This window comes from Pseudonocardia sp. D17 (assembly GCF_036984265.1).
Classification (GTDB): domain Bacteria; phylum Actinomycetota; class Actinomycetes; order Mycobacteriales; family Pseudonocardiaceae; genus Pseudonocardia; species Pseudonocardia benzenivorans.
In genome coordinates this window covers 405,126-423,017 of record NZ_BPRG01000217.1, presented here as the reverse complement: position 1 = coordinate 423,017, position 17,892 = coordinate 405,126, and the positions used below count along the sequence as shown (strand labels likewise).

General features: G+C 73.7%; 16 protein-coding genes and 2 tRNA genes. 14 read left to right on the top strand and 4 right to left on the bottom strand.

Annotation, left to right across the window (positions count from 1 at the left end; translation table 11 throughout):
* Positions 1-10: 10 nt before the first annotated feature.
* The 3 genes from PSD17_RS31490 (at position 11) to PSD17_RS31480 (ending at position 4,527) form a co-directional block, all read left to right on the top strand.
* Positions 11-970, top strand: a complete 960-nt coding sequence (locus PSD17_RS31490; protein ID WP_339125986.1) for a cytochrome c oxidase assembly protein — start codon at positions 11-13, stop codon at positions 968-970.
* A 174-nt stretch (positions 971-1,144) separates the two neighbouring features.
* A complete protein-coding gene (locus tag PSD17_RS31485) occupies positions 1,145-2,407 on the top strand; it encodes a bifunctional glycosyltransferase family 2/GtrA family protein (RefSeq protein WP_339125985.1) in 1,263 nt (420 codons plus the stop codon).
* Positions 2,404-4,527 (top strand): ArnT family glycosyltransferase, encoded by a 2,124-nt coding sequence (locus PSD17_RS31480; RefSeq protein WP_339125984.1) that lies wholly within the window; start codon positions 2,404-2,406, stop codon positions 4,525-4,527. The genes PSD17_RS31485 and PSD17_RS31480 overlap by 4 nt, the downstream gene beginning before the upstream one ends.
* Before the next feature lie 57 nt (positions 4,528-4,584).
* On the opposite strand, the gene PSD17_RS31475 is transcribed toward PSD17_RS31480, so the two are convergent.
* Positions 4,585-5,163: a TetR/AcrR family transcriptional regulator gene (locus PSD17_RS31475; RefSeq protein ID WP_013677079.1), complete on the bottom strand. Its 579-nt coding sequence runs from the start codon at positions 5,161-5,163 to the stop codon at positions 4,585-4,587.
* A gap of 39 nt (positions 5,164-5,202) precedes the next feature.
* On the opposite strand from PSD17_RS31475, the gene PSD17_RS31470 reads away from it, so the two are divergent.
* The 5 genes from PSD17_RS31470 to PSD17_RS31450 all read left to right on the top strand — a co-directional run bounded on the left by PSD17_RS31470 (position 5,203) and on the right by PSD17_RS31450 (position 10,973).
* Positions 5,203-5,649 carry an SRPBCC family protein gene (locus PSD17_RS31470; protein ID WP_103379984.1) on the top strand — a complete coding sequence of 149 codons (447 nt, stop codon included), beginning with the start codon at positions 5,203-5,205 and terminating at the stop codon, positions 5,647-5,649.
* Positions 5,650-5,722: 73 nt separating this feature from the next.
* On the top strand, positions 5,723-7,342 hold the full coding sequence (locus tag PSD17_RS31465) for an AMP-binding protein (protein ID WP_339125983.1): 1,620 nt from the start codon (positions 5,723-5,725) through the stop codon (positions 7,340-7,342).
* A 219-nt stretch (positions 7,343-7,561) separates the two neighbouring features.
* On the top strand, positions 7,562-8,725 hold the full coding sequence (locus PSD17_RS31460; RefSeq protein WP_339125982.1) for an acyl-CoA dehydrogenase family protein: 1,164 nt from the start codon (positions 7,562-7,564) through the stop codon (positions 8,723-8,725).
* Positions 8,726-8,793: 68 nt separating this feature from the next.
* On the top strand, positions 8,794-9,303 hold the full coding sequence (locus PSD17_RS31455) for a PH domain-containing protein (protein WP_013677083.1): 510 nt from the start codon (positions 8,794-8,796) through the stop codon (positions 9,301-9,303).
* Entirely contained in the window at positions 9,300-10,973 is a 1,674-nt protein-coding gene (locus tag PSD17_RS31450) for a PH domain-containing protein (RefSeq protein ID WP_339125981.1), read from the top strand. The genes PSD17_RS31455 and PSD17_RS31450 overlap by 4 nt, the downstream gene beginning before the upstream one ends.
* On the opposite strand, the gene PSD17_RS31445 is transcribed toward PSD17_RS31450, so the two are convergent.
* Positions 10,884-12,443, bottom strand: a complete 1,560-nt coding sequence (locus PSD17_RS31445; RefSeq protein WP_339125980.1) for a helicase HerA-like domain-containing protein — start codon at positions 12,441-12,443, stop codon at positions 10,884-10,886. The genes PSD17_RS31450 and PSD17_RS31445 overlap by 90 nt on opposite strands.
* A 31-nt stretch (positions 12,444-12,474) precedes the next feature.
* Here PSD17_RS31445 and orn point away from each other — a divergent pair, with 31 nt between their 5' ends.
* The 3 genes from orn to PSD17_RS31430 all read left to right on the top strand — a co-directional run bounded on the left by orn (position 12,475) and on the right by PSD17_RS31430 (position 13,394).
* Positions 12,475-13,089 (top strand): oligoribonuclease, encoded by a 615-nt coding sequence (orn, locus tag PSD17_RS31440; RefSeq protein ID WP_013677086.1) that lies wholly within the window; start codon positions 12,475-12,477, stop codon positions 13,087-13,089.
* 48 nt (positions 13,090-13,137) lie between these two features.
* Positions 13,138-13,210, top strand: a tRNA-His gene (locus PSD17_RS31435).
* A 108-nt stretch (positions 13,211-13,318) separates the two neighbouring features.
* A tRNA-Lys gene (locus PSD17_RS31430) sits at positions 13,319-13,394 on the top strand.
* A 223-nt stretch (positions 13,395-13,617) separates the two neighbouring features.
* Here the strand turns inward: PSD17_RS31430 and PSD17_RS31425 are convergent.
* Positions 13,618-14,187 carry a UbiX family flavin prenyltransferase gene (locus PSD17_RS31425; protein ID WP_267895063.1) on the bottom strand — a complete coding sequence of 190 codons (570 nt, stop codon included), beginning with the start codon at positions 14,185-14,187 and terminating at the stop codon, positions 13,618-13,620.
* A complete protein-coding gene (locus PSD17_RS31420; protein WP_013677088.1) occupies positions 14,184-14,885 on the bottom strand; it encodes an isochorismatase family protein in 702 nt (233 codons plus the stop codon). The genes PSD17_RS31425 and PSD17_RS31420 overlap by 4 nt, the downstream gene beginning before the upstream one ends.
* A gap of 270 nt (positions 14,886-15,155) precedes the next feature.
* Here PSD17_RS31420 and PSD17_RS31415 point away from each other — a divergent pair, with 270 nt between their 5' ends.
* From PSD17_RS31415 to PSD17_RS31405, 3 genes are read left to right on the top strand one after another with little or no spacing between them, the layout of a single operon-like run.
* Positions 15,156-16,013: an ABC transporter ATP-binding protein gene (locus PSD17_RS31415; protein WP_013677089.1), complete on the top strand. Its 858-nt coding sequence runs from the start codon at positions 15,156-15,158 to the stop codon at positions 16,011-16,013.
* Positions 15,985-16,815 carry an ABC transporter permease gene (locus PSD17_RS31410; RefSeq protein ID WP_103383632.1) on the top strand — a complete coding sequence of 277 codons (831 nt, stop codon included), beginning with the start codon at positions 15,985-15,987 and terminating at the stop codon, positions 16,813-16,815. The genes PSD17_RS31415 and PSD17_RS31410 overlap by 29 nt, the downstream gene beginning before the upstream one ends.
* A 48-nt stretch (positions 16,816-16,863) precedes the next feature.
* Complete coding sequence (locus PSD17_RS31405; RefSeq protein ID WP_013677091.1) at positions 16,864-17,886, top strand: ABC transporter substrate-binding protein; 1,023 nt, start codon at positions 16,864-16,866, stop codon at positions 17,884-17,886.
* Positions 17,887-17,892: the final 6 nt, after the last annotated feature.

The following is a 17,892-nucleotide window of genomic DNA, read 5'->3' as shown; positions in this document are numbered from 1 at the left end:
GAGGTGTTTCGTGAACGCCCTCGCCGCGGTGCTGCCGCCGCTGACCCTCGGCCGCACGCTGACGTCGTGGCGGGCCGACCCCGGGACGCTGCTCGCCGCGGTGCTGCTGCTCGGCGGCTACCTCAACGCTCGGGCCCGGCATGCCGGGCCGGCATGGCCGCGGTCGCGGACCGTTTGCTTCGTGCTCGGCGCAGCGAGCATCGCGTTCGTCGGCTGCAGCTTCCTCGGCGTGTACGCCGACACCCTGTTCTGGCCACGCGCCGCGCAGAACGTCGTGCTGCTGATGGTCACGCCGCTGCTGCTGGCGATGGGGTCGCCGGTGCGGCTCGTCGCCGACCTCCTGCCTCTCGGCAGCCGCGCACGCTGGTCGCGCGTGCTGCACTCGGCCCCCGCCCGCGCGCTGACGTTCCCGCTGGTCGTGACGGTCGTGCTCGTCGTGCCGATGCTGGTCCTGTACCTCAGCCCGCTCTACCCGCTGACGCTGCGCAGCAGCGTCGCGAGCGGGCTGTCCGGCACGATGCTCGTCGTCGCGGGCTGGCTCTACTTCTGGACCCGGCTGCGCGTCGACCCCACCCCGCGCGCCGACCCCTACCTGGTGACGTTGTGGATCACCGTGGTCGAGGTCGTCGGCGACGCGGTGCTCGGCCTGGTGCTGTGGCTCGGGCCGCTCGTCGGGGCCGACCACTACCTGGCGCTGCACCGCGACTGGGGTCCCGACCTGCGACTGGACCAGGTCCTCGGCGCCGGCGTGCTGTGGGTGGGCGGTGACGTCGTCGGGCTGCCGTTCATCGGGATCGTCGTCGCCCGGATGACGCGCGAGGACGAGCAGCGCGCCGTCGAGATCGACGCGGAGCTCGACGCCCGGGAGGCCGCCGCCGCGGCGCAGCAGGACGACCCCGAGGACACCGCCCCGAGTCGCCTCTGGTGGGAGGACGACCCGCAGCTCGCGGAACGCTTCCGCCGCCGCTGAGGGGCCCGCCGGTCCCCGGCCTCCACGCGCGACCTCACCGTCGTCCACTCGCGCCGCGGGAGCGCTCGGGTTGCGGCCGGCGTCTCGCGCGGAACCGTGGCGTCGTCTCCGCTCACAGCTCGCGCACAGGACGACCACAAGGCCACGACAGGGAACGTCGACATCGTCGTGCCCATGAGCCTCGACACCGCCGATCCGGCTGTGTTCCCCGCGCCCGTGCCGGGTCCGGGCGGGCACGTCGTGCTCGACGTCGTCGTCCCCGTGTACAACGAGGAACGCGATCTCGAGCCGTCGGTCCGCCGGCTGCACGCACACCTGCGCGGGTCGTTCCCCTACCCGTTCCGCATCACGATCGCCGACAACGCGAGCGTCGACGCCACCCCGCGCATCGCGGCGGCGCTCGCCGAGGAGATCCCCGAGGTCGCAGCCGTCCGGCTGGAGCTCAAGGGCCGCGGCCGGGCCCTGCGCAGCGTCTGGGGCGCGTCCGACGCACAGGTGCTGGCCTACTGCGACGTCGACCTCTCGACGGACCTCGCCGCGCTGCTCCCGCTCGTCGCGCCGCTGCTGTCCGGACACTCCGACCTCGCGATCGGCACCCGGCTGGGCCGGGGCTCGCGCGTCGTGCGCGGCGCGAGGCGCGAGTTCATCTCCCGCTGCTACAACCTGCTCCTGCGCGGCACGCTGGCCGCCGGGTTCTCCGACGCGCAGTGCGGGTTCAAGGCGATCCGGCGCGACGTCGCGGCCCGGCTGCTGCCGTTGGTCGAGGACACCGGGTGGTTCTTCGACACCGAGCTGCTCGTGCTCGCCGAGCGGGCCGGGCTGCGCATCCACGAGGTGCCCGTCGACTGGGTCGACGACCCCGACTCCCGCGTCGACATCGTCGCGACGGCCAAGGCCGACCTGCGCGGGATCGTCCGCGTCGGGCGCGCGCTGGCGTCGGGGCGCCTGCCGGTGAGCGAGCTGCGGGCGAGCCTGGGCCGCGCCCCGCTCGAGGTGCCCGGGGTCCCCCTGGGGATGACGGGCCAGCTGGCCCGGTTCGCCGCGATCGGCGTCGCCAGCACGCTGGCGAACCTGCTGCTCTACGTGCTGCTGCGCGGGATGATGGGCGCGATCGCGGCCAACATCCTCGCGCTGCTGCTGACGACGTTCGCCAACACCGCGGCCAACCGTCGGCTGACGTTCGGCGTCCGCGGCCGCGCCGGCGCGGGGCGCCACCAGTTCCAGGGACTCGTGGTGTTCGGTCTCGGCCTCGTCCTGACGACGGGCGCGCTCGCCCTCCTCGGTTCCCCCGCGCCGGGGGCGGGCCGCTCCACCGAGCTCGCCGTCATCGTGCTGGCCAACGCCGTGGCCACCGTGCTGCGGTTCGTCCTGTTCCGCTCCTGGATATTCCGCGCCCGCCGCCCGGCGGCCGACCCCGTACCGGAGATTTCCGCATGACCACCACGCTCGACACCGGGGTCGGGGCCCAGGCCGATCCCGGGCCCGCCCCCGCGGCCCGCCGCCGTCCCCGCTGGGAGCTCCCCGCGCTCGCGGCCGTGCTCGTCGGGACAGCAGTGCTCTACCTCTGGGACATCACGGCGTCCGGCTACGCGAACTCGTTCTACGCCGCGGCCGTGCAGGCCGGCACGCAGAGCTGGAAGGCGTTCTTCTTCGGCTCGCTCGACGCCGGCAACGCGATCACCGTGGACAAGCCGCCCGCGTCGCTGTGGGTGATGGCCCTGTCGGGCCGGATCTTCGGCTTCTCGTCGGCGAGCCTGCTGGTCCCGCAGGCCCTGATGGCCGTCGGGGTCGTCGCGTTGCTGTGGGCGACGGTCCGGCGGATCGCGGGTCCCACCGCGGGCCTGGTCGCGGGTGTGCTGTTCGCGCTCACCCCTGTCGCCGTGCTGATGTTCAGGTTCGACAACCCCGACGCCCTGCTCGTCCTGCTGATGGTCGCGGCGGCCTACGCGACGACCCGGGCGATCGAGAGGGCGGGCCTGCGCTGGCTGGTGCTGGCCGGCGTGCTGATCGGCTTCGCGTTCCTGACGAAGATGCTGCAGGGCTTCCTGGTCGTGCCGGGGATGGCGCTGGCGTACCTGTGGGCGGCGCCGACGACCGTCGGCAAGCGGGTCCTGCACCTGCTCGCCGCGGGACTGGCGATCGTCGTGTCCGCGGGGTGGTGGCTGCTCGCCGTCGCGCTGTGGCCGGCGGCCGACCGGCCCTACATCGGCGGTTCGACGAACAACAGTCCGCTGGAGCTGGCCTTCGGCTACAACGGCCTCGGCCGCATCTTCGGGGGCGAGGGCAACGGCGGCGGGTTCGCGGGCCGCGCCCTGCCCGGTGGGGCCGAGGCGTTCCGCGGTGGTGGGGGCGGTCCCGGCGGCCTGTTCGGCGGTCAGACGGGCCTCGGGCGGCTGTTCGGCACCGAGATCGGCGGGCAGATCAGCTGGCTGCTGCCGGCGGCGCTGGTCCTGCTCGTCACCGGGCTGTGGCTGACCCGCGGTGCCGCGCGGACCGACCGCACCCGGGCGGCACTGCTGCTGTGGGGCGGCTGGACCGTCGTGACGATCCTGGTGTTCTCCTTCATGGAGGGCACGTTCCACCCCTACTACACGGTCGCGCTGGCGCCCGCGATCGCGGCGCTCGTCGCGCTCGGCGGCCGGGAGGCGTGGCGGGCACGCGGCACCTGGACCGGCCGCGCCGTGCTCGCCGCGACGGCGGCCCTCACCGCGGCGTGGGCGTTCGTGCTGCTGGGCCGGTCGCCGGAGTTCGTGCCGTGGCTGCGCTGGGTCGTGCTCGTCGGCGGGATCGGCGCCGCGGTGGTGCTGCTCGTCCCGGCCGGCGGGCGGCGCCGGCTCGCCGTCGTGGCGGGGGCCGCGGTCCTGCTGGGCGTCGCGGGGCCGGGGGCCTACGCCGTCGAGACCGCGGGGACACCGCACACCGGCTCCGTCCCGTCGGCCGGTCCGGCCACCGCAGGCGACCGCGGCGGGTTCGGCAGGTTCGGTTCGGACGTCGGCGACTCCGGCCGCGTCGGGCGGGACGGTCGGGAGGGCGCCGGCGCCGCCCTGGGGAGCGGCGGCGCCGGCGCCGGGGAGGCCGGGCCGGGAGGCCTCCCCGGTGGCTCCGTCGGCTTCGGTGGCTTCCCCGGGTTCGGTGGCTTCGGCAGCGGTCCCGGCGCGGAGACCTCGGATCCCGCGCTCACCGACCTGGTCGGGGGCGCCTCGGGATACCGGTGGGCGGCGGCGACGCTCGGCTCGCAGGGTGCGGCGTCGCTGGAGCTCGCGACGGGCGTGTCGGTCATGGCGATCGGCGGCTTCACCGGCTCGGACCCGTCGCCGACGCCGGAGCAGTTCCAGGAGTGGGTGTCGGCGGGCCAGGTGCACTACTTCGTCGCGGGCGGGGCGGGTGACCACGCGGCCCGCGGCGGCGACACCGCGGGCGTGCCGGCGGGTGGCCCGGGTGGCCCGGGTGAGGGCCGCGGCACGGGCGCACAGATTCAGGAATGGGTCGAGCAGCACTTCACCGCGACGACGGTGGGCGGACGGACGGTCTACGACCTGACCAGGCCCACCGCCTGAGCGGGTGCCCCAGCGGCGCGACGGGGTCCGGTGCCCGCCGCGTCGCTGACCCGCCCGTCAGCGGGTCCCGTCCTCCCACAGCCGCACGAACCGCTCGAAGGCCCGGTCGACGGCGTCCCGCTCGCCGGTGGCGAGCAGGTCGAGCAGCAGTCCCCGCACGACGGCCACCCCCAGCCGGACGTCGGTGCGGGCCTCGTCGAGCGTGGCCCCGAGACGCTCGTGCGCCGCCCGGGCCGACGGCTCGACCCACCGCGCGATGTCGCCGTCGAGCAGTCGCGCGGCCGGCTCCTCCCCGGCGAGCCCGCGGGCGTAGAGGGCGAAGAAGAGGCGGACGTTGGGCGCGAGCGCGGGGTGGGAGACCTGCGCCCACAGCGCCCGCATCTGGTCGGCCGGCGACATCCCGGTGTCGGCGGCGAGCAGCGCGGCGGTCTGCTGCTGCGCGGCCTCGACCGCCTGCACGACGGCCAGCACCAGCCCGTCGCGCGACCCGAAGTGGTAGCTGAGCATCCGGTGGCTGGTCCCGACGGCCTCGGCCACCGCCCGCAGGGACAGGTCGCCCGCGCCGGTCGTCGCGAGATGGTCGAGGACCGCGGCGAGCAGCTCGTCACGACGGGACAGCGGCGGCGCATCGGTCACCCCTGGACCGTACCAAGTGGTACATGTACCATCTGGTACATGCGTACCGGGAGGATCGACGTCCAGGCGACCAGCGACGCTCCGCCGTCGGAGGTGTTCGCCCTGCTGCACGACGTCACGACGTGGCCGGAGTGGGCCGACTTCGCGACCGCCCGGCTGGAACGCCCGGGCGCCCCAGACCCCAACGGCGTCGGCGCGATCCGCGCGTTCACCGGGCACGCGAACACGCGCGAGGAGGTCGTCGCCGTCGAGCAGGACCGGCACCTCGGCTACGTCCTGCTCTCGGGCATCCCGATCCGCGACTACCGCGCCGATGTCCGGCTCACCCCGACCGCCTCCGGAGGCACCGAGATCTCCTGGCGGTCGTCGTTCCGGGCCAAGGTCCCCGGGACGACGGGGCTGATCGAGAAGCGGCTCGGCGCCTTCATCGCCGACACGGCCGCACGCCTGGCCGCCGCCGCGGCCTCCCACCGCACCAGCGCGTGACCCATGCGTGACCCGGCCCCGGGGGCCGCGGGTGGGGTGTGCGGGCCTGGCGGCGGTCCGTGACACTGGCGGGATGATCGACACTCTGCGGGCCGGGATCGGGGCCGCGGGCGGGACCGCGCGGGCGCTCGCGGCACTGACGCGGTCCGGTGTCGTGCGGCCCGTGCGACCCGACCGGTTGGCGGGCATGGCCTGCGGCCTGCTGCGCTACGGGATCGGGCTGGCCGCGGGCTACACCGCCGGCGCAGCGCGGCACCCGCGCCGGGCCGCGATCGTCGACGACGCGGGCGCCGTGTCCTACGCCGAGCTGCACTGGCGCACCGACCGGCTCGCGCGTGCGCTCGCAGCCCGCGGCACCGGGCCGGACGAGCCCGTCGCGCTGTTGTGCCGCAACTCCCGGCATCCCGTCGAGGTGGCCGTCGCGGCGGAGAAGATCGGCGCCGACGTCGTCCTGCTCAACAACGGGATGGCCCCGGCACAGCTCGCCGACGTGCTCGCCGACCTCGGCGTGCACACGGTCGTCGCGGACGCCGACCTGCACGACCGGCTCGCCGCCCTGCCCGAGGACGTCGGCGTCGTCGTCGCGCGGGGACCGGGCGACGGACACCCGACCTGCGAAGACCTGATCGCCGCCGACGTCGCCGGCACGCTGCCGCTGCGACCCGGCCGGAGCCGGACGGTCGTCCTCACCTCCGGCACGAGCGGCCCGCCGAAGGGCGCCCGTCGCCCGCACCCGTCGACGCTCGCGCCGGCCGCGGCGATCCTCTCGGAGATCCCGCTGCGCGCGGGCGTCGGCGTGCACATCGCCGCGCCGCTGTTCCACACCTGGGGCAACGCGGCGCTGCTGCTGGCCGTCCTGCACGGCTCGACCGTCGTGCTGCGGGCCCGGTTCGACCCGGCGGACCTCCTCGACACCGTTGCGGCGCACCGGTGCGACGCCGTGTTCGCGGTGCCGGTGATGGCCCAGCGGGTGCTCGAGGCCGGTGCGCCGGGCTGGCGGGCCGGGCACGCGCCACGGATCGTCGCCGTCAGCGGTTCGGCGCTGCCCGCCGGGCTCGCCACCGCCTTCATGGACCGCTTCGGCGAGGTCCTCTACAACCTCTACGGCTCGACCGAGGTGTCGTGGGTGTCGATCGCCGGGCCGGCCGACCTGCGCGCCGCACCCGGCACCGCGGGCCGCGCGCCCGTCGGCACCAGGCTGCGCATCCTCGACGACGACGGCCGTCCCGTCCCGCCGGGGGTCGAGGGCCGGGTGTTCGTCGGCAACGACCTGCCGTTCGAGGGTTACACGGGCGGCGCGTCCGACGTCGAGCGACGGGAGGGCCTGCTCGGCACGGGCGACGTCGGGAAGCTCGACGAGCACGGCCTGCTGCACCTCACGGGACGTGCCGACGACATGATCGTCTCCGGCGGGGAGAACGTGCACCCCGGGCCGGTGGAGGACGTCATCGCCGCGCGTGAGGAGGTGCGCGAGGTGGCGGTCGTCGGCGTTCCGGACGACGAGTACGGGCAGCGGCTCGCGGCCTACGTCGTCGCGGAGCCGGGGGCGGACGTCGACGCCGACGCGCTGCGCGAGGCGGTCCGGTCCCGGCTGTCGCGGTTCGCGGTCCCGCGCGACGTCGTCGTGGTCGACGCGCTGCCGCGCAACCAGACCGGCAAGATCGTCCGGCGCGACCTCCCGCCGCCGCGCTGACCCTCGACCCGCGCACGTCCCGCCGCGCTGACCACGACCCCGCGCACCTCCCCGCCGCCGCGCCCCCGACCCGTGCGCAACGTCACCGTCGTCCCGCGCGGCTGACCGGACCATGAGGTTGCGCCCCTACGCCGAGCGCAACCCCACCGTCGTCCCGCACGGCCGGCCGGACCGTGAGGTTGCGCTCGGGGGTCGCCGGGGGTGACGTAGCGTCGCTGCGTGCCGACCGTCGAGGAGTTGTTCGCGCCGCCGCCCGAGGTCGCCGCCCACCCGGCCGTCACGGCGATGACCCGGCTGTGCGACGACGTGATCGGCCCGCACGCCCCGGCCGCCGACGATCCCGCCCGCGGTGTCGACCCCGCCCACCTGCGGGCGCTCGCCGCGGCGGGCCTGCTGTCGGTGCGGGTGCCCGTCGCCGAGGGCGGGTTCGGCGCGACGCAGCGCGTCGACATCGAGACCGTCGAGCTGCTCGCCGGGGCGTGCGGGGCGACGTGGTTCGTCGTGACCCAGCACCGCAACCCGCAGGGCGACTCCGCCGGCCCCATCAAGGGCGTCCCGGAGCACGCCTACCGGCGCGGACCCGCCGCGGCCCGGCACCGTCCCGGCCTCGCGGCGGGCACGACGACGGCCGGCATCGCGATCGCGCACATCCGGCGCCCCGGCACCCCCGCGGTACGCGCCGATCCCGCACCCGGCGGCGGCTGGCGCCTCACCGGCACGGCCGACTGGTGCACCGGCTGGGGCCTCACCGACATGACGATGGTCGCGGCCCACACGTCGGCGGGAACGACGGCGTCCGGCCGGTTCGTGTTCGCCCTGGTCCCGACGGCACAGCGGCCGGGACTGCGGGCCGGCCCGCCGCAGCCGCTGGCGGTCATGGGTGGCACCCGGACCGTTGCGCTCCAGCTCGACGACATGGCCGTCGCGCCCGACGAGGTGCTGCTCGACGTCGACGCCCAGGCCTGGCTCGCGGCCGACGCGGTCCGCACCGCCGACACCCGTCCCGCGACGCTCGGCCTGCTGCGCCGGGTGCTCGTGGAGCTGGAACGCCTCGGCGTGCAGCGCGACCGGCCGGAGGCGGTCGACGCGGCCCTGCAGCTCGGTGAACGCGGCGCGGCGCTGCGCGCCGAGGCCCACGCGCTGCTGGTCGACGTCCCGGCCGGCGAACGGCTGCGCGAGCGGGCACAGCTGCGCGGGGAGATCGCCGAGCTGACGGTCCGGTCGGCCAACGCGCTGGTCGCCGCCCGCGCGGGCGGCGCGATGCTGCTGTCCTCGCCGGAGCAGCGGTGGGCCCGGGAGGCATCGTTCCACCTGGTCCAGGGCCAGACGGAGCTCCTGCGCCGCACGCAGCTCGCGGCGTTCGCCCACCCGGGTCAGCACTGACGTCCGTCACCCCGGCCGCGCGACGGATCGACCACCCGTCGCGACGCGGGTTTGGGCACAGTGGAGGCATGCAGCCGACGGCCGCCCTCGCGCTCCCCCTGCGCCCGCCCGCGCACCGGGTCGATCCCCGTGCCGTCCAGTGGTGGCGCCTGCAGGGGCTGGTGGCTCTCGTCGTCCTGGCCGGGCCGCAGCTCGTCGTCTGGCTCGCGCTCGGTGCGTCGGCCCCGTTCTGGCTGCTGCTGACGACGATCCTCACCGCGCTGGCCGCCGCCGTGTACACGCTGGTCGTGCCGCCGATCCGGTACCGCATCCACCGCTGGGAGATCACCGACGAGGCGGTCTACACGCGGTCGGGGCTGGTCGTGCGCGAATGGCGGATCGCGCCGATCTCGCGCGTGCAGACCGTCGACACCGAGCACGGGCCCCTGCAGCAGTGGCTCACGCTCGCGAGCGTCACGGTGACGACGGCGTCGGCCCGCGGCCCGGTCACCATCCACGGCCTCGCCGCCGACGACGCCGCCGAGCTCGCCCGGGTGCTCACCGAGACCACGCAGGCCACGCCGGGGGACGCGACGTGACCGACGTCGGCGCGGAGGTCCCGTGGCGGCGCCTGGACGGGAGGATGCTGGTCGTCGCGCCGATGCAGCACGTCGTGCGGCTGCTCCCGCTGCTGGTGATCCTGCTGTTCACCGGCCGCGGCGACCCCGTGCGGCTGTGGATCACCCTGGGCATCACGGTGGCGCTCGTCGTGCTCGGCCTCGTCCGTTGGAAGACGACGCGGTACCGGATCACGCCCGACCGCGTCGAGCTGCACAGCGGCTGGGTCCGGCGGCAGCGCCGCTCGGTGCCGCGCGACCGGCTGCGCACCGTCGACGTCACCTCGACGCTGCTGCACCGCGTCTTCGGGCTCGGCGTCCTGCACGTGCGCGGCGCCTCGCACGCCTCGGCCGACCACCACGGCCTCAAGCTCGACGCGGTCAGCGTCGCGGAGGCGGGCCGGCTGCGCCGCGAGCTGCTGCAGTCGTCCCCGGCACCGGGAGGCGTCGGCGGCAGGACGCCGGGCCCGGACCAGGCGGCCGACGCCCCGGGCTCCGTGGACTCGCCGGGCGCTCCGGGCGCTCCCGGCGAGGTCCTGAGCGGCGATGGTCGTCGTGGCGACCATCGCCACTCCCGGGTGCTGTCGGTGCTGCGCTGGCCCTGGATCCGGTTCGCGCCGCTCACCACGTCCGCGCTGGCCGGGACGGGCGTGCTGATCGCGGCGGTGTGGAACGTCGTGAGCGAGCTGGGCGTACGGCCACGCGACCTGCCGTTCGCCGCGGACTTCGAGCAGCGCGTCCTCGGCGCGGCGATCTGGCTGACGGTCGGGTTCCTCGCGCTCGCGCTGCTCGTCGTCGCCGTGCTGGGCGCGCTGCTGATGTTCACCGAGCGCTGGTGGGGCTACCGGCTCACCCGTGACGACGAGGGCACCCTGCGCGTCCACCGCGGACTGCTGACCCGGCGCTCGCTGTCGGTGGCCGGCAACCGGCTGCGCGGCGTTCTCGTCAGCGAGCCGCTGCTGCTGCGCGCCGGACGCGGCGCCCAGACCCGGGTCCTCGCGACCGGGCTGGGCCGCGGCAGCCAGGGCGGCGCACTACAGCCCCCGGCGTCCAGGTCCGAGACACACGCACTGGCGGCCCTCGTCGCGGGCGAGCCCGTCGAACGGTCGACGCTGGCGCCGCTGCGCCGCCACCCGCGCCGGGCGTTGTGGCGCAGGCTCACCCGCGCGGTCGGTCCGGCGCTCGTGGTGTGCGCAGCGGGCTGGACGGTCGCGTCGACCGTCGCGGGCTGGAGCTGGCTCGGCCCGCTCACGACGGCACTCGCCGCCCTCGCCGTCCCGCTGGCGCTCGACCGCTACCGCAACCTCGGACACCTGCTCACCGACCGCCATCTCGTCACCCGCTGGGGCGGGCTGCACCGGCGCACCGTCGTGCTGGAACGCAGCGGCGTCATCGGCTGGCGGCTGCGGCAGAGCGTCTTCCAGCGCCGCGTCGGGCTCGTCACGGTCGAGGCGGTCACCGCCGCGGGCGACGGCGGCTACCGCGTGACGGACGTGACCGCCGCCGACGGCGTCGCCCTCGCCGCGGCGGTCACCCCGTCGGTGCTCGCCGACCTCCGCCGGTCAGCGCCGCCGGGTGCCGAAGAGGCCCCGGGTGATCTCGCGGCCCAGTGCGCTGGCCGCGGACCGCAGGAACGACTTGACCACCGGTGAGCCCAGCACCTCGGCGACCATCCCCGGCTCCTCCTTCTCCCGGCGCCGCGGGGCCTGCGGGGGCGGCGGGGCGTCGACGGGCACGGCCTCCGGGGGCGGCGGCGTGGCGATCTTCGCGGTGAGCTTCTCGTAGGCCGACTCGCGGTCGACGGTCTCGCCGTACCTGCCGTACAACGGGGACGCCTTGGCGGCCTCGGTGACGGCCGGCTCGCCGATCGCCGCCATGAGCGAGCGCGGGGCCCGCATCCGGGCCCAGGCGACGGGCGTCGGCGCCCCGCGCTCCGACAGCACGGTCACGATCGCCTCGCCGGTGCCCAGCGAGGTGAGCGCCTCCTCGAGGTCGTAGACCTTCGACGTCGGGTAGGTCTTGACGGTGCGCGCCAGCGCCTTCTGGTCCTCCGGGGTGAAGGCGCGCAGGGCGTGCTGGATCCGGGCACCGAGCTGCGAGAGCACCGCGTTGGGGACGTCGGTGGGCAGCTGGGTGCAGAAGAACACCCCGACGCCCTTGGACCGGATGAGCTTCACGGTCTGCTCGATGCGCTCCAGGAACGCCTTCGACGCGTCGGTGAACAGCAGGTGCGCCTCGTCGAAGAAGAACACGAGCTTGGGCTTGTCGAGGTCGCCCGCCTCGGGGAGCTCCTCGTAGAGCTCGGCGAGCAGCCACATCAGGAACGTCGAGAAGAGCTTGGGGTTGGCGGCCTGGTCGGCGAGCTCGAGCAGCGAGACGACGCCCTTGCCGTCGACCTGACGGATGAGGTCGGCGGGGTCGAACTCGGGCTCGCCGAAGAAGTGGTCCCCGCCCTGCGCCTCGAGGTTGACCAGGGCGCGCAGGATGACCCCGGCCGTCGCGGGCGAGACGCCGCCGATGCCCTTGAGGTCGGCCTTGCCCTCGTCGGAGGTGAGGTGCTGGATGACCGCGCGGAGGTCCTTGGTGTCGAGCAACGGCAGCTGCTGCTGGTCGGCCCAGTGGAAGATCAGGCCGAGCGTCGACTCCTGGGTGTCGTTGAGGTCGAGCACCTTCGACAGCAGGATCGGGCCGAACTGGGTCAGGGTCGCGCGGATCGGCACGGCGGCCGACGGCGCCCCGAGCGAGAGGAACTCGACGGGGTAGGCGGTGGGCGTCCAGTCGTCGCCGGTGTCCTCGGCGCGCGACCGGATCTTCGGCCCGTCCTCGCCGGGCCTCGCCATGCCGGACAGGTCGCCCTTGACGTCGGCGAGCAGCACCGGGACACCCGCGTCGGACAGCTGGCCGGCCAGGCACTGCAACGTCTTCGTCTTGCCGGTGCCGGTGGCGCCCGCGACCAGACCGTGCCGGTTCAGCGTCGCGAACGGGATGCGCACCTTGGCCGACGGGTCGACCGCCCCGTCGACGAGCACCGTGCCGAGCTCGAGCGCGAGCCCGTCGGTGGCGTAGCCGGACGCGATCTGCTGGGCCGCGGTCACCGGATCGGCGTTCGTGTTCTCCCCCACGTCGGCGGACTCTAGCGCCTAGGGTGGCGGGATGAACGACCGTCTGGTGTGGATCGACTGCGAGATGACGGGTCTCGACCTGCAGCGCGACGCACTGATCGAGATCGCCGTGCTCGTGACCGACGGGGACCTCAACGTCCTCGGCGAAGGTGTCGACGTCGTCATCCACGCCGACGAGTCCGCCCTCGCCGCGATGCCCGACGTCGTGCGCGACATGCACGCCCGCTCCGGCCTCACCGAGGAGGTGCGGCGCTCGACGGTGACGCTCCAGGAGGCCGAGCAGGCCGTGCTGGCCTACGTGCGCGAGCACGTCCCCGACCCGGTGTCGGCGCCACTGGCGGGCAACTCGATCGCCACCGACCGCGGCTTCCTCGCCCGCGACATGCCGGAGCTCGACGCGCACCTGCACTACCGGATGGTCGACGTCAGCTCGATCAAGGAGCTGTGCCGGCGCTGGTTCCCGCGGGTGTTCTACGCCAAGCCCGAGAAGGGCCTGGCGCACCGCGCGCTCGCCGACATCCGCGAGTCGATCCGGGAGCTCGCGTACTACCGCGCGACGCTGTTCGTCGCACCCCCCGGTCCGACGTCCGAGCAGGCCCAGGCGGCGGCCGCGGCGGTGTCGGGGTCCGGTGTCGAAGCCCGCTGAGGGGGGCGCTACGATCGTTCACGTCACGGGCTGACGCCCGTGCCGATGGTGGGTGTAGCTCAGCTGGTAGAGCACCTGGTTGTGGTCCAGGAAGTCGCGGGTTCAAGTCCCGTCACTCACCCGGAGCGCGGTGCCCCACCGCGCAGGGGCCGGAAAGCGCTGTGATAGCGTTCCGAAGGCGCCGGGCGGTGGGGCGCAGCAGTTCCGGGAAGCGACAATTCAATACTCTGCGCCGCTAGCTCAATTGGCAGAGCAGCTGGCTCTTAACCAGCGGGTTCGGGGTTCGAGTCCCTGGCGGCGCACCATCTCTGACCTGGAAGGATTCATATCCTTCCAGGTCATTTTTCTGTCTCGCTCAGGCCGATCGGTCACCGACCGGTCACCACTGTTCTTCGGGTGCCTATACGGCGAGAACGGTCGGCCGCATCCCGTCCGATGCCTTCCAGCAGGTGCGGACGGCTGTCTGCGGTATTCGGCACGAAACCGCGCCCCAGGCGCGTGACGACCAGGGCCGAGCCAAGGGCGCGCTCACGGATCGATCCTGCCGTCCCACTCCGGCGGGGCCACGTCGGGGACTCCGACGCGGACCAGCGCCCGGCGGACGGTGTGGTCGACGACGTCGTCGAGGGTCTGCGGCCGTGCGTAGAAGGCGGGCACCGGTGGCATGACGATCGCCCCGGCCTCGGCGGCGGCGGTCATGGTGCGTAGGTGCCCGAGGTGGAGAGGCGTCTCGCGGACCATGAGCAGCAGCGGTCTGCCCTCCTTGAGGCAGACGTCGGCGGAGCGGGCGATCAGGTCGTCGGCGTGACAGTGGGCCACGGCCGAGAGTGTCTTGATCGAGCACGGCACGACGAGCATGGCGTGCACGCCGAACGAGCCGGACGCGATGGGCGCCCCGATCGCCGACGGCCGGTGCACGACGTCGGCGAGCTTCTCCAGGCCACGGACGTCGAGGTCGCACTCGTGGCGCAGCGTGAGCGCGGCGGCGTGGGAGACGACGAGGTGGGTCTCGACGCCGCCGGTGTCGTGCAGCAGCTGCAGGGTGCGGACGCCGTAGACGGCGCCGCTCGCGCCGGTCATGGCGACGACCACCCTCACGACGCGGTCCCCTTCCGGCCGGTCCCCTCCAGGTAGGTGATCGCGGCGTCGCGGTCGATGACGTCGGCGTACTTCTGGTCGAGGTCGAACAGGCTCATCCAGTGGCTGGCCTCGATGCGGTCGAAGCAGCAGTCCTCGACGACACCGACACGGTGTCCGATCACGCAGGCGTCGACGGCGGTGGCACGCACACAGCCCGACGTCGCCTCGCCGCACACGAGGACGGTGTCGACACCCGCCGCGGTCAGCAGCGGGGCGAGCGCGCTGGAGGTGAATCCGCTGGGCGTGACCTTCTCCAGGACGGTGTCGCCGGGCTGCGGGGCGAGCTCGTCGACGATCCTCAGGAAGTTCGGATCACGCCGACGAGAACTCCGTCGCGCCTTGCGGTTCCACGGGTTCGGGTTCGCCGCCAGACCGGTGAGGTAGAAGACCGGCGCCCCGGCGGCGCGGGCGGCGTCGAGGAGCCCGACGGTGCGGTCGACGGCGTCCCAGCCAGCGGGCCCGCAGGCCGAGGGCCAGGCCTCGAGGATCTCCTCCAGCGGGCGGCGTTCACCGAGGGCACCGTAGTAGGCGTCGACGACGACCACCGCGGGCCGCTCGCCGAGCCCGAACGGCTCGCGCTTGGCCCACGACGTGCGGTCGAGCAGGGCGGTGTCCTGCTCGGTCAGGAACCGCGTCCAGCCCTTCGCGTCGGTCATCCGTTTCCTCCGCACAGCGTGTGTCGACACAAGAAGTTCTTCCCGGAGGCCGACGAGGCCTTCCGCGCGGCCGACCATACATCGCCCCAGACCACGTCTCACGTGCGATTTCCGTCGATAAGGAGAACTGATGCGAGGGTTCTCATATTCTGGCGGCCGGGCTCTGGACAGTGCCCTGCACCGCTGATCTACTCCAAGTGTCGACACTTCGCCGACCGTTTCGGGGCGGATGTCGGTATCCGGTCCGGCTCGATCAAGGAGGACGAGCACATGGCGCCACCACGCCCGAAGCTGCGGGTGCGCGACGTCGAGATCGGCCACAGGTCCGGACGCAAGGGCACCTACGCCCTCGCCGTCGACGGCCTGTCCTTCGACGTCGCACCGAACGAGTTCATCGCCGTCGTCGGCCCCAGCGGCTGCGGCAAGACCACCTTCCTCACGGCCGTCGCCGGCCTGATCCCCATCTCCGGCGGCACCCTCGAGCTCGATGACCACCGCATCGACGGCCCCGGCCGCGACCGGTCGCTGGTGTTCCAGCAGGCGTCGCTGTTCCCGTGGCGCAACGTCGTGCAGAACATCGAGTTCGGACTCAAGGCCCACGGCCGCCTCGACGCGGCCGGCCGCGCCCGCGTCGCCGAGCTGGTCGAGCTCGTCGGGCTGGGCGGCAAGGGCGACAAGTACCCGCGCGAGCTGTCGGGCGGCATGAGCCAGCGCGTCAACCTCGCACGGGCGCTCGCCACCGACCCCGAGCTGATCCTGCTCGACGAGCCCTTCGCCGCGCTCGACGCGCAGACCCGCGAGGTCATGCAGGAGGAGCTCACCCGGATCTGGCAGGCCGACGGCGTCAAGGCCGGCAAGACCGCCATGTTCATCACCCACGACGTGCCCGAGGCGGTGTTCCTCGCCGACCGGGTCCTCGTGCTCTCCCGCGGCCCGGCGCACCTGGTCGCCGACATCCACGTGGACCTGCCGCGGCCGCGAACCCCGGCGATGAAGCGCACGCCGGAGTTCCTCGCGATGTCCGACCGGATCGTCGACCTCGTGATGGCGCAGTCCCAGATCGGCAAGCAGGCCCAGCCCGGAAGGAGGGTGACCTCGGATGACCACGCAGGTGTCGCAGCCGGCTAGTCCGATCGCCGGTCCGATCGAACGGGCGATCAACGCGCGCAAGGACAAGAAGCTCACGACGGGGACGCTCGGCCTGATCGGGCTCGTCGTCGTCCTGGGCGCGTGGCAGATCGCCGCCTCCGCGGGCTGGGTCGACGCGTCCTTCGCCAGCTCCCCCGTCGGCGCCGTCAGGGCCCTGGTCCACATGATCGGGACCGGCGAGCTGTGGCCGCCGCTGCTGTCGACGCTCGAGTCCGTCGCCTACGGCATGATCATCACGGTCGTCGTCGGCATCCCGCTCGGTCTGCTGATCGGTCGCTCCAACACCCTCTACGGGTTGACCGAACCGCTGGTCAGCATCATGTACTCGGTGCCCTTCGTGGTGTTCCTGCCGATCATCATCTTCTGGTTCGGCATCGGCGCCGAGGCCCGGCTCGTCATCGTCGTGTGGAGCGCGATCTTCCCGCTGCTGATCAACGTGATCGCGGGCGCCCGCAACGTCGACCGGCACTACCTGCAGGTCGCAACGGTCTTCTGCGCGCCCCGCCTGCTCACGCTGCGCTCGGTCACGTTCCCGGCGACGCTGCCGTTCGTGCTCGCGGGCGTCCGGCAGGCCGTCGGCCGCGCCCTGGTCGGCGCGATCGTCGCCGAGTTGTTCATGGGCAACGCGGGCCTGGGCTACGTCGTCCAGACCGAGACGTCCGGTTTCAAGATGGACGACGCCATGGCTGCGATCGTCGTGATCGCCGTGCTCGCCATCGTGCTCACCCGCAGCGTCGCGTGGATCGAGCGCCGTTTCACCTTCTGGTCCAGCTCGGTCTGACCCACCCCGGCGCCGCTTCCCCGGCGCCGTCCCACGAAAGGCTCTCCGATGCGACTCCGCAAGGTCCTGCCCGCCGCAGTGCTGGCCCTGGCGTGCGCCGCCGCCGTCGCCTGCGGCAAGCCCGCGGCCGCCGGTGGTGGCGGCGACGCCCCCGCGGCCGGCAGCATGTCCCTCACCGTCGGCTACACCGCGATCGGAGCCGCATACTCCGACCTGTACGTGTGCGAGGACCAGGGCGTCTTCAAGAAGAACGGGCTGGACGTCAAGCTGACGCTGCTCAACAGCAGCTCCCAGCTGCTCGCCGCGCTCGCGTCGAACAGCGTGCAGATCGGCGCCGGCGTCGCGGCCACCACCGCGGCCGGTGCGCTCGGCGGCGTCGACCTGCGCTACATAGCGCTGCCGATCTCGAGCTTCTACGTCGAGATGTGGGGCAAGAGCGACATCACCTCGCCCGAGCAGGTCAAGGGCAAGAAGATCGGGCTGAGCTCACCCGGGTCGCTGGGCGACACCGCCGTCGACGCGTGGCTCAAGGACCAGGGCTGGACCGACAAGGACGTCCAGAAGACGTACCTGAAGTCCACCCCGGCCGAGGTGACGGCGCTCCAGTCCGGTGCGGTCGACGTGATCGTCACCCAGCCGCCGACGGGCACCACGACCCGCAACTTCGGCGCCCACAAGGTCATGGACTTCACCAAGTACCCCGCCGCCGCCAACGCCTACACGGCGACGGCGTCGTGGACGCAGGCCAACGGCCCGGCCGTCGACGCGTTCGTCAAGTCGGAGGTGGAGTGCCTGTCGATGCTGCACAAGGACAAGGCCACGGCGGTCGACAGCATCCGCAAGCACAGCGGTACCGACGACCCCGCGCTCGCCGACGTCGCCTACACGTTCTTCGAGCCGCTGTGGGCGAAGGACCCGAAGGTCGACCCGACGCTGCTGAAGGCGGCGTTCGCGCAGGCGGCCACGGAGAAGGGGACCGCGGCGCCGGACGACGTCTCGAAGTACATCGACAACGGGGCGCTGCAGTCGTTGCAGGACAACGGCTACATCGACTCGCTCTACAAGTCCTGACGGGGG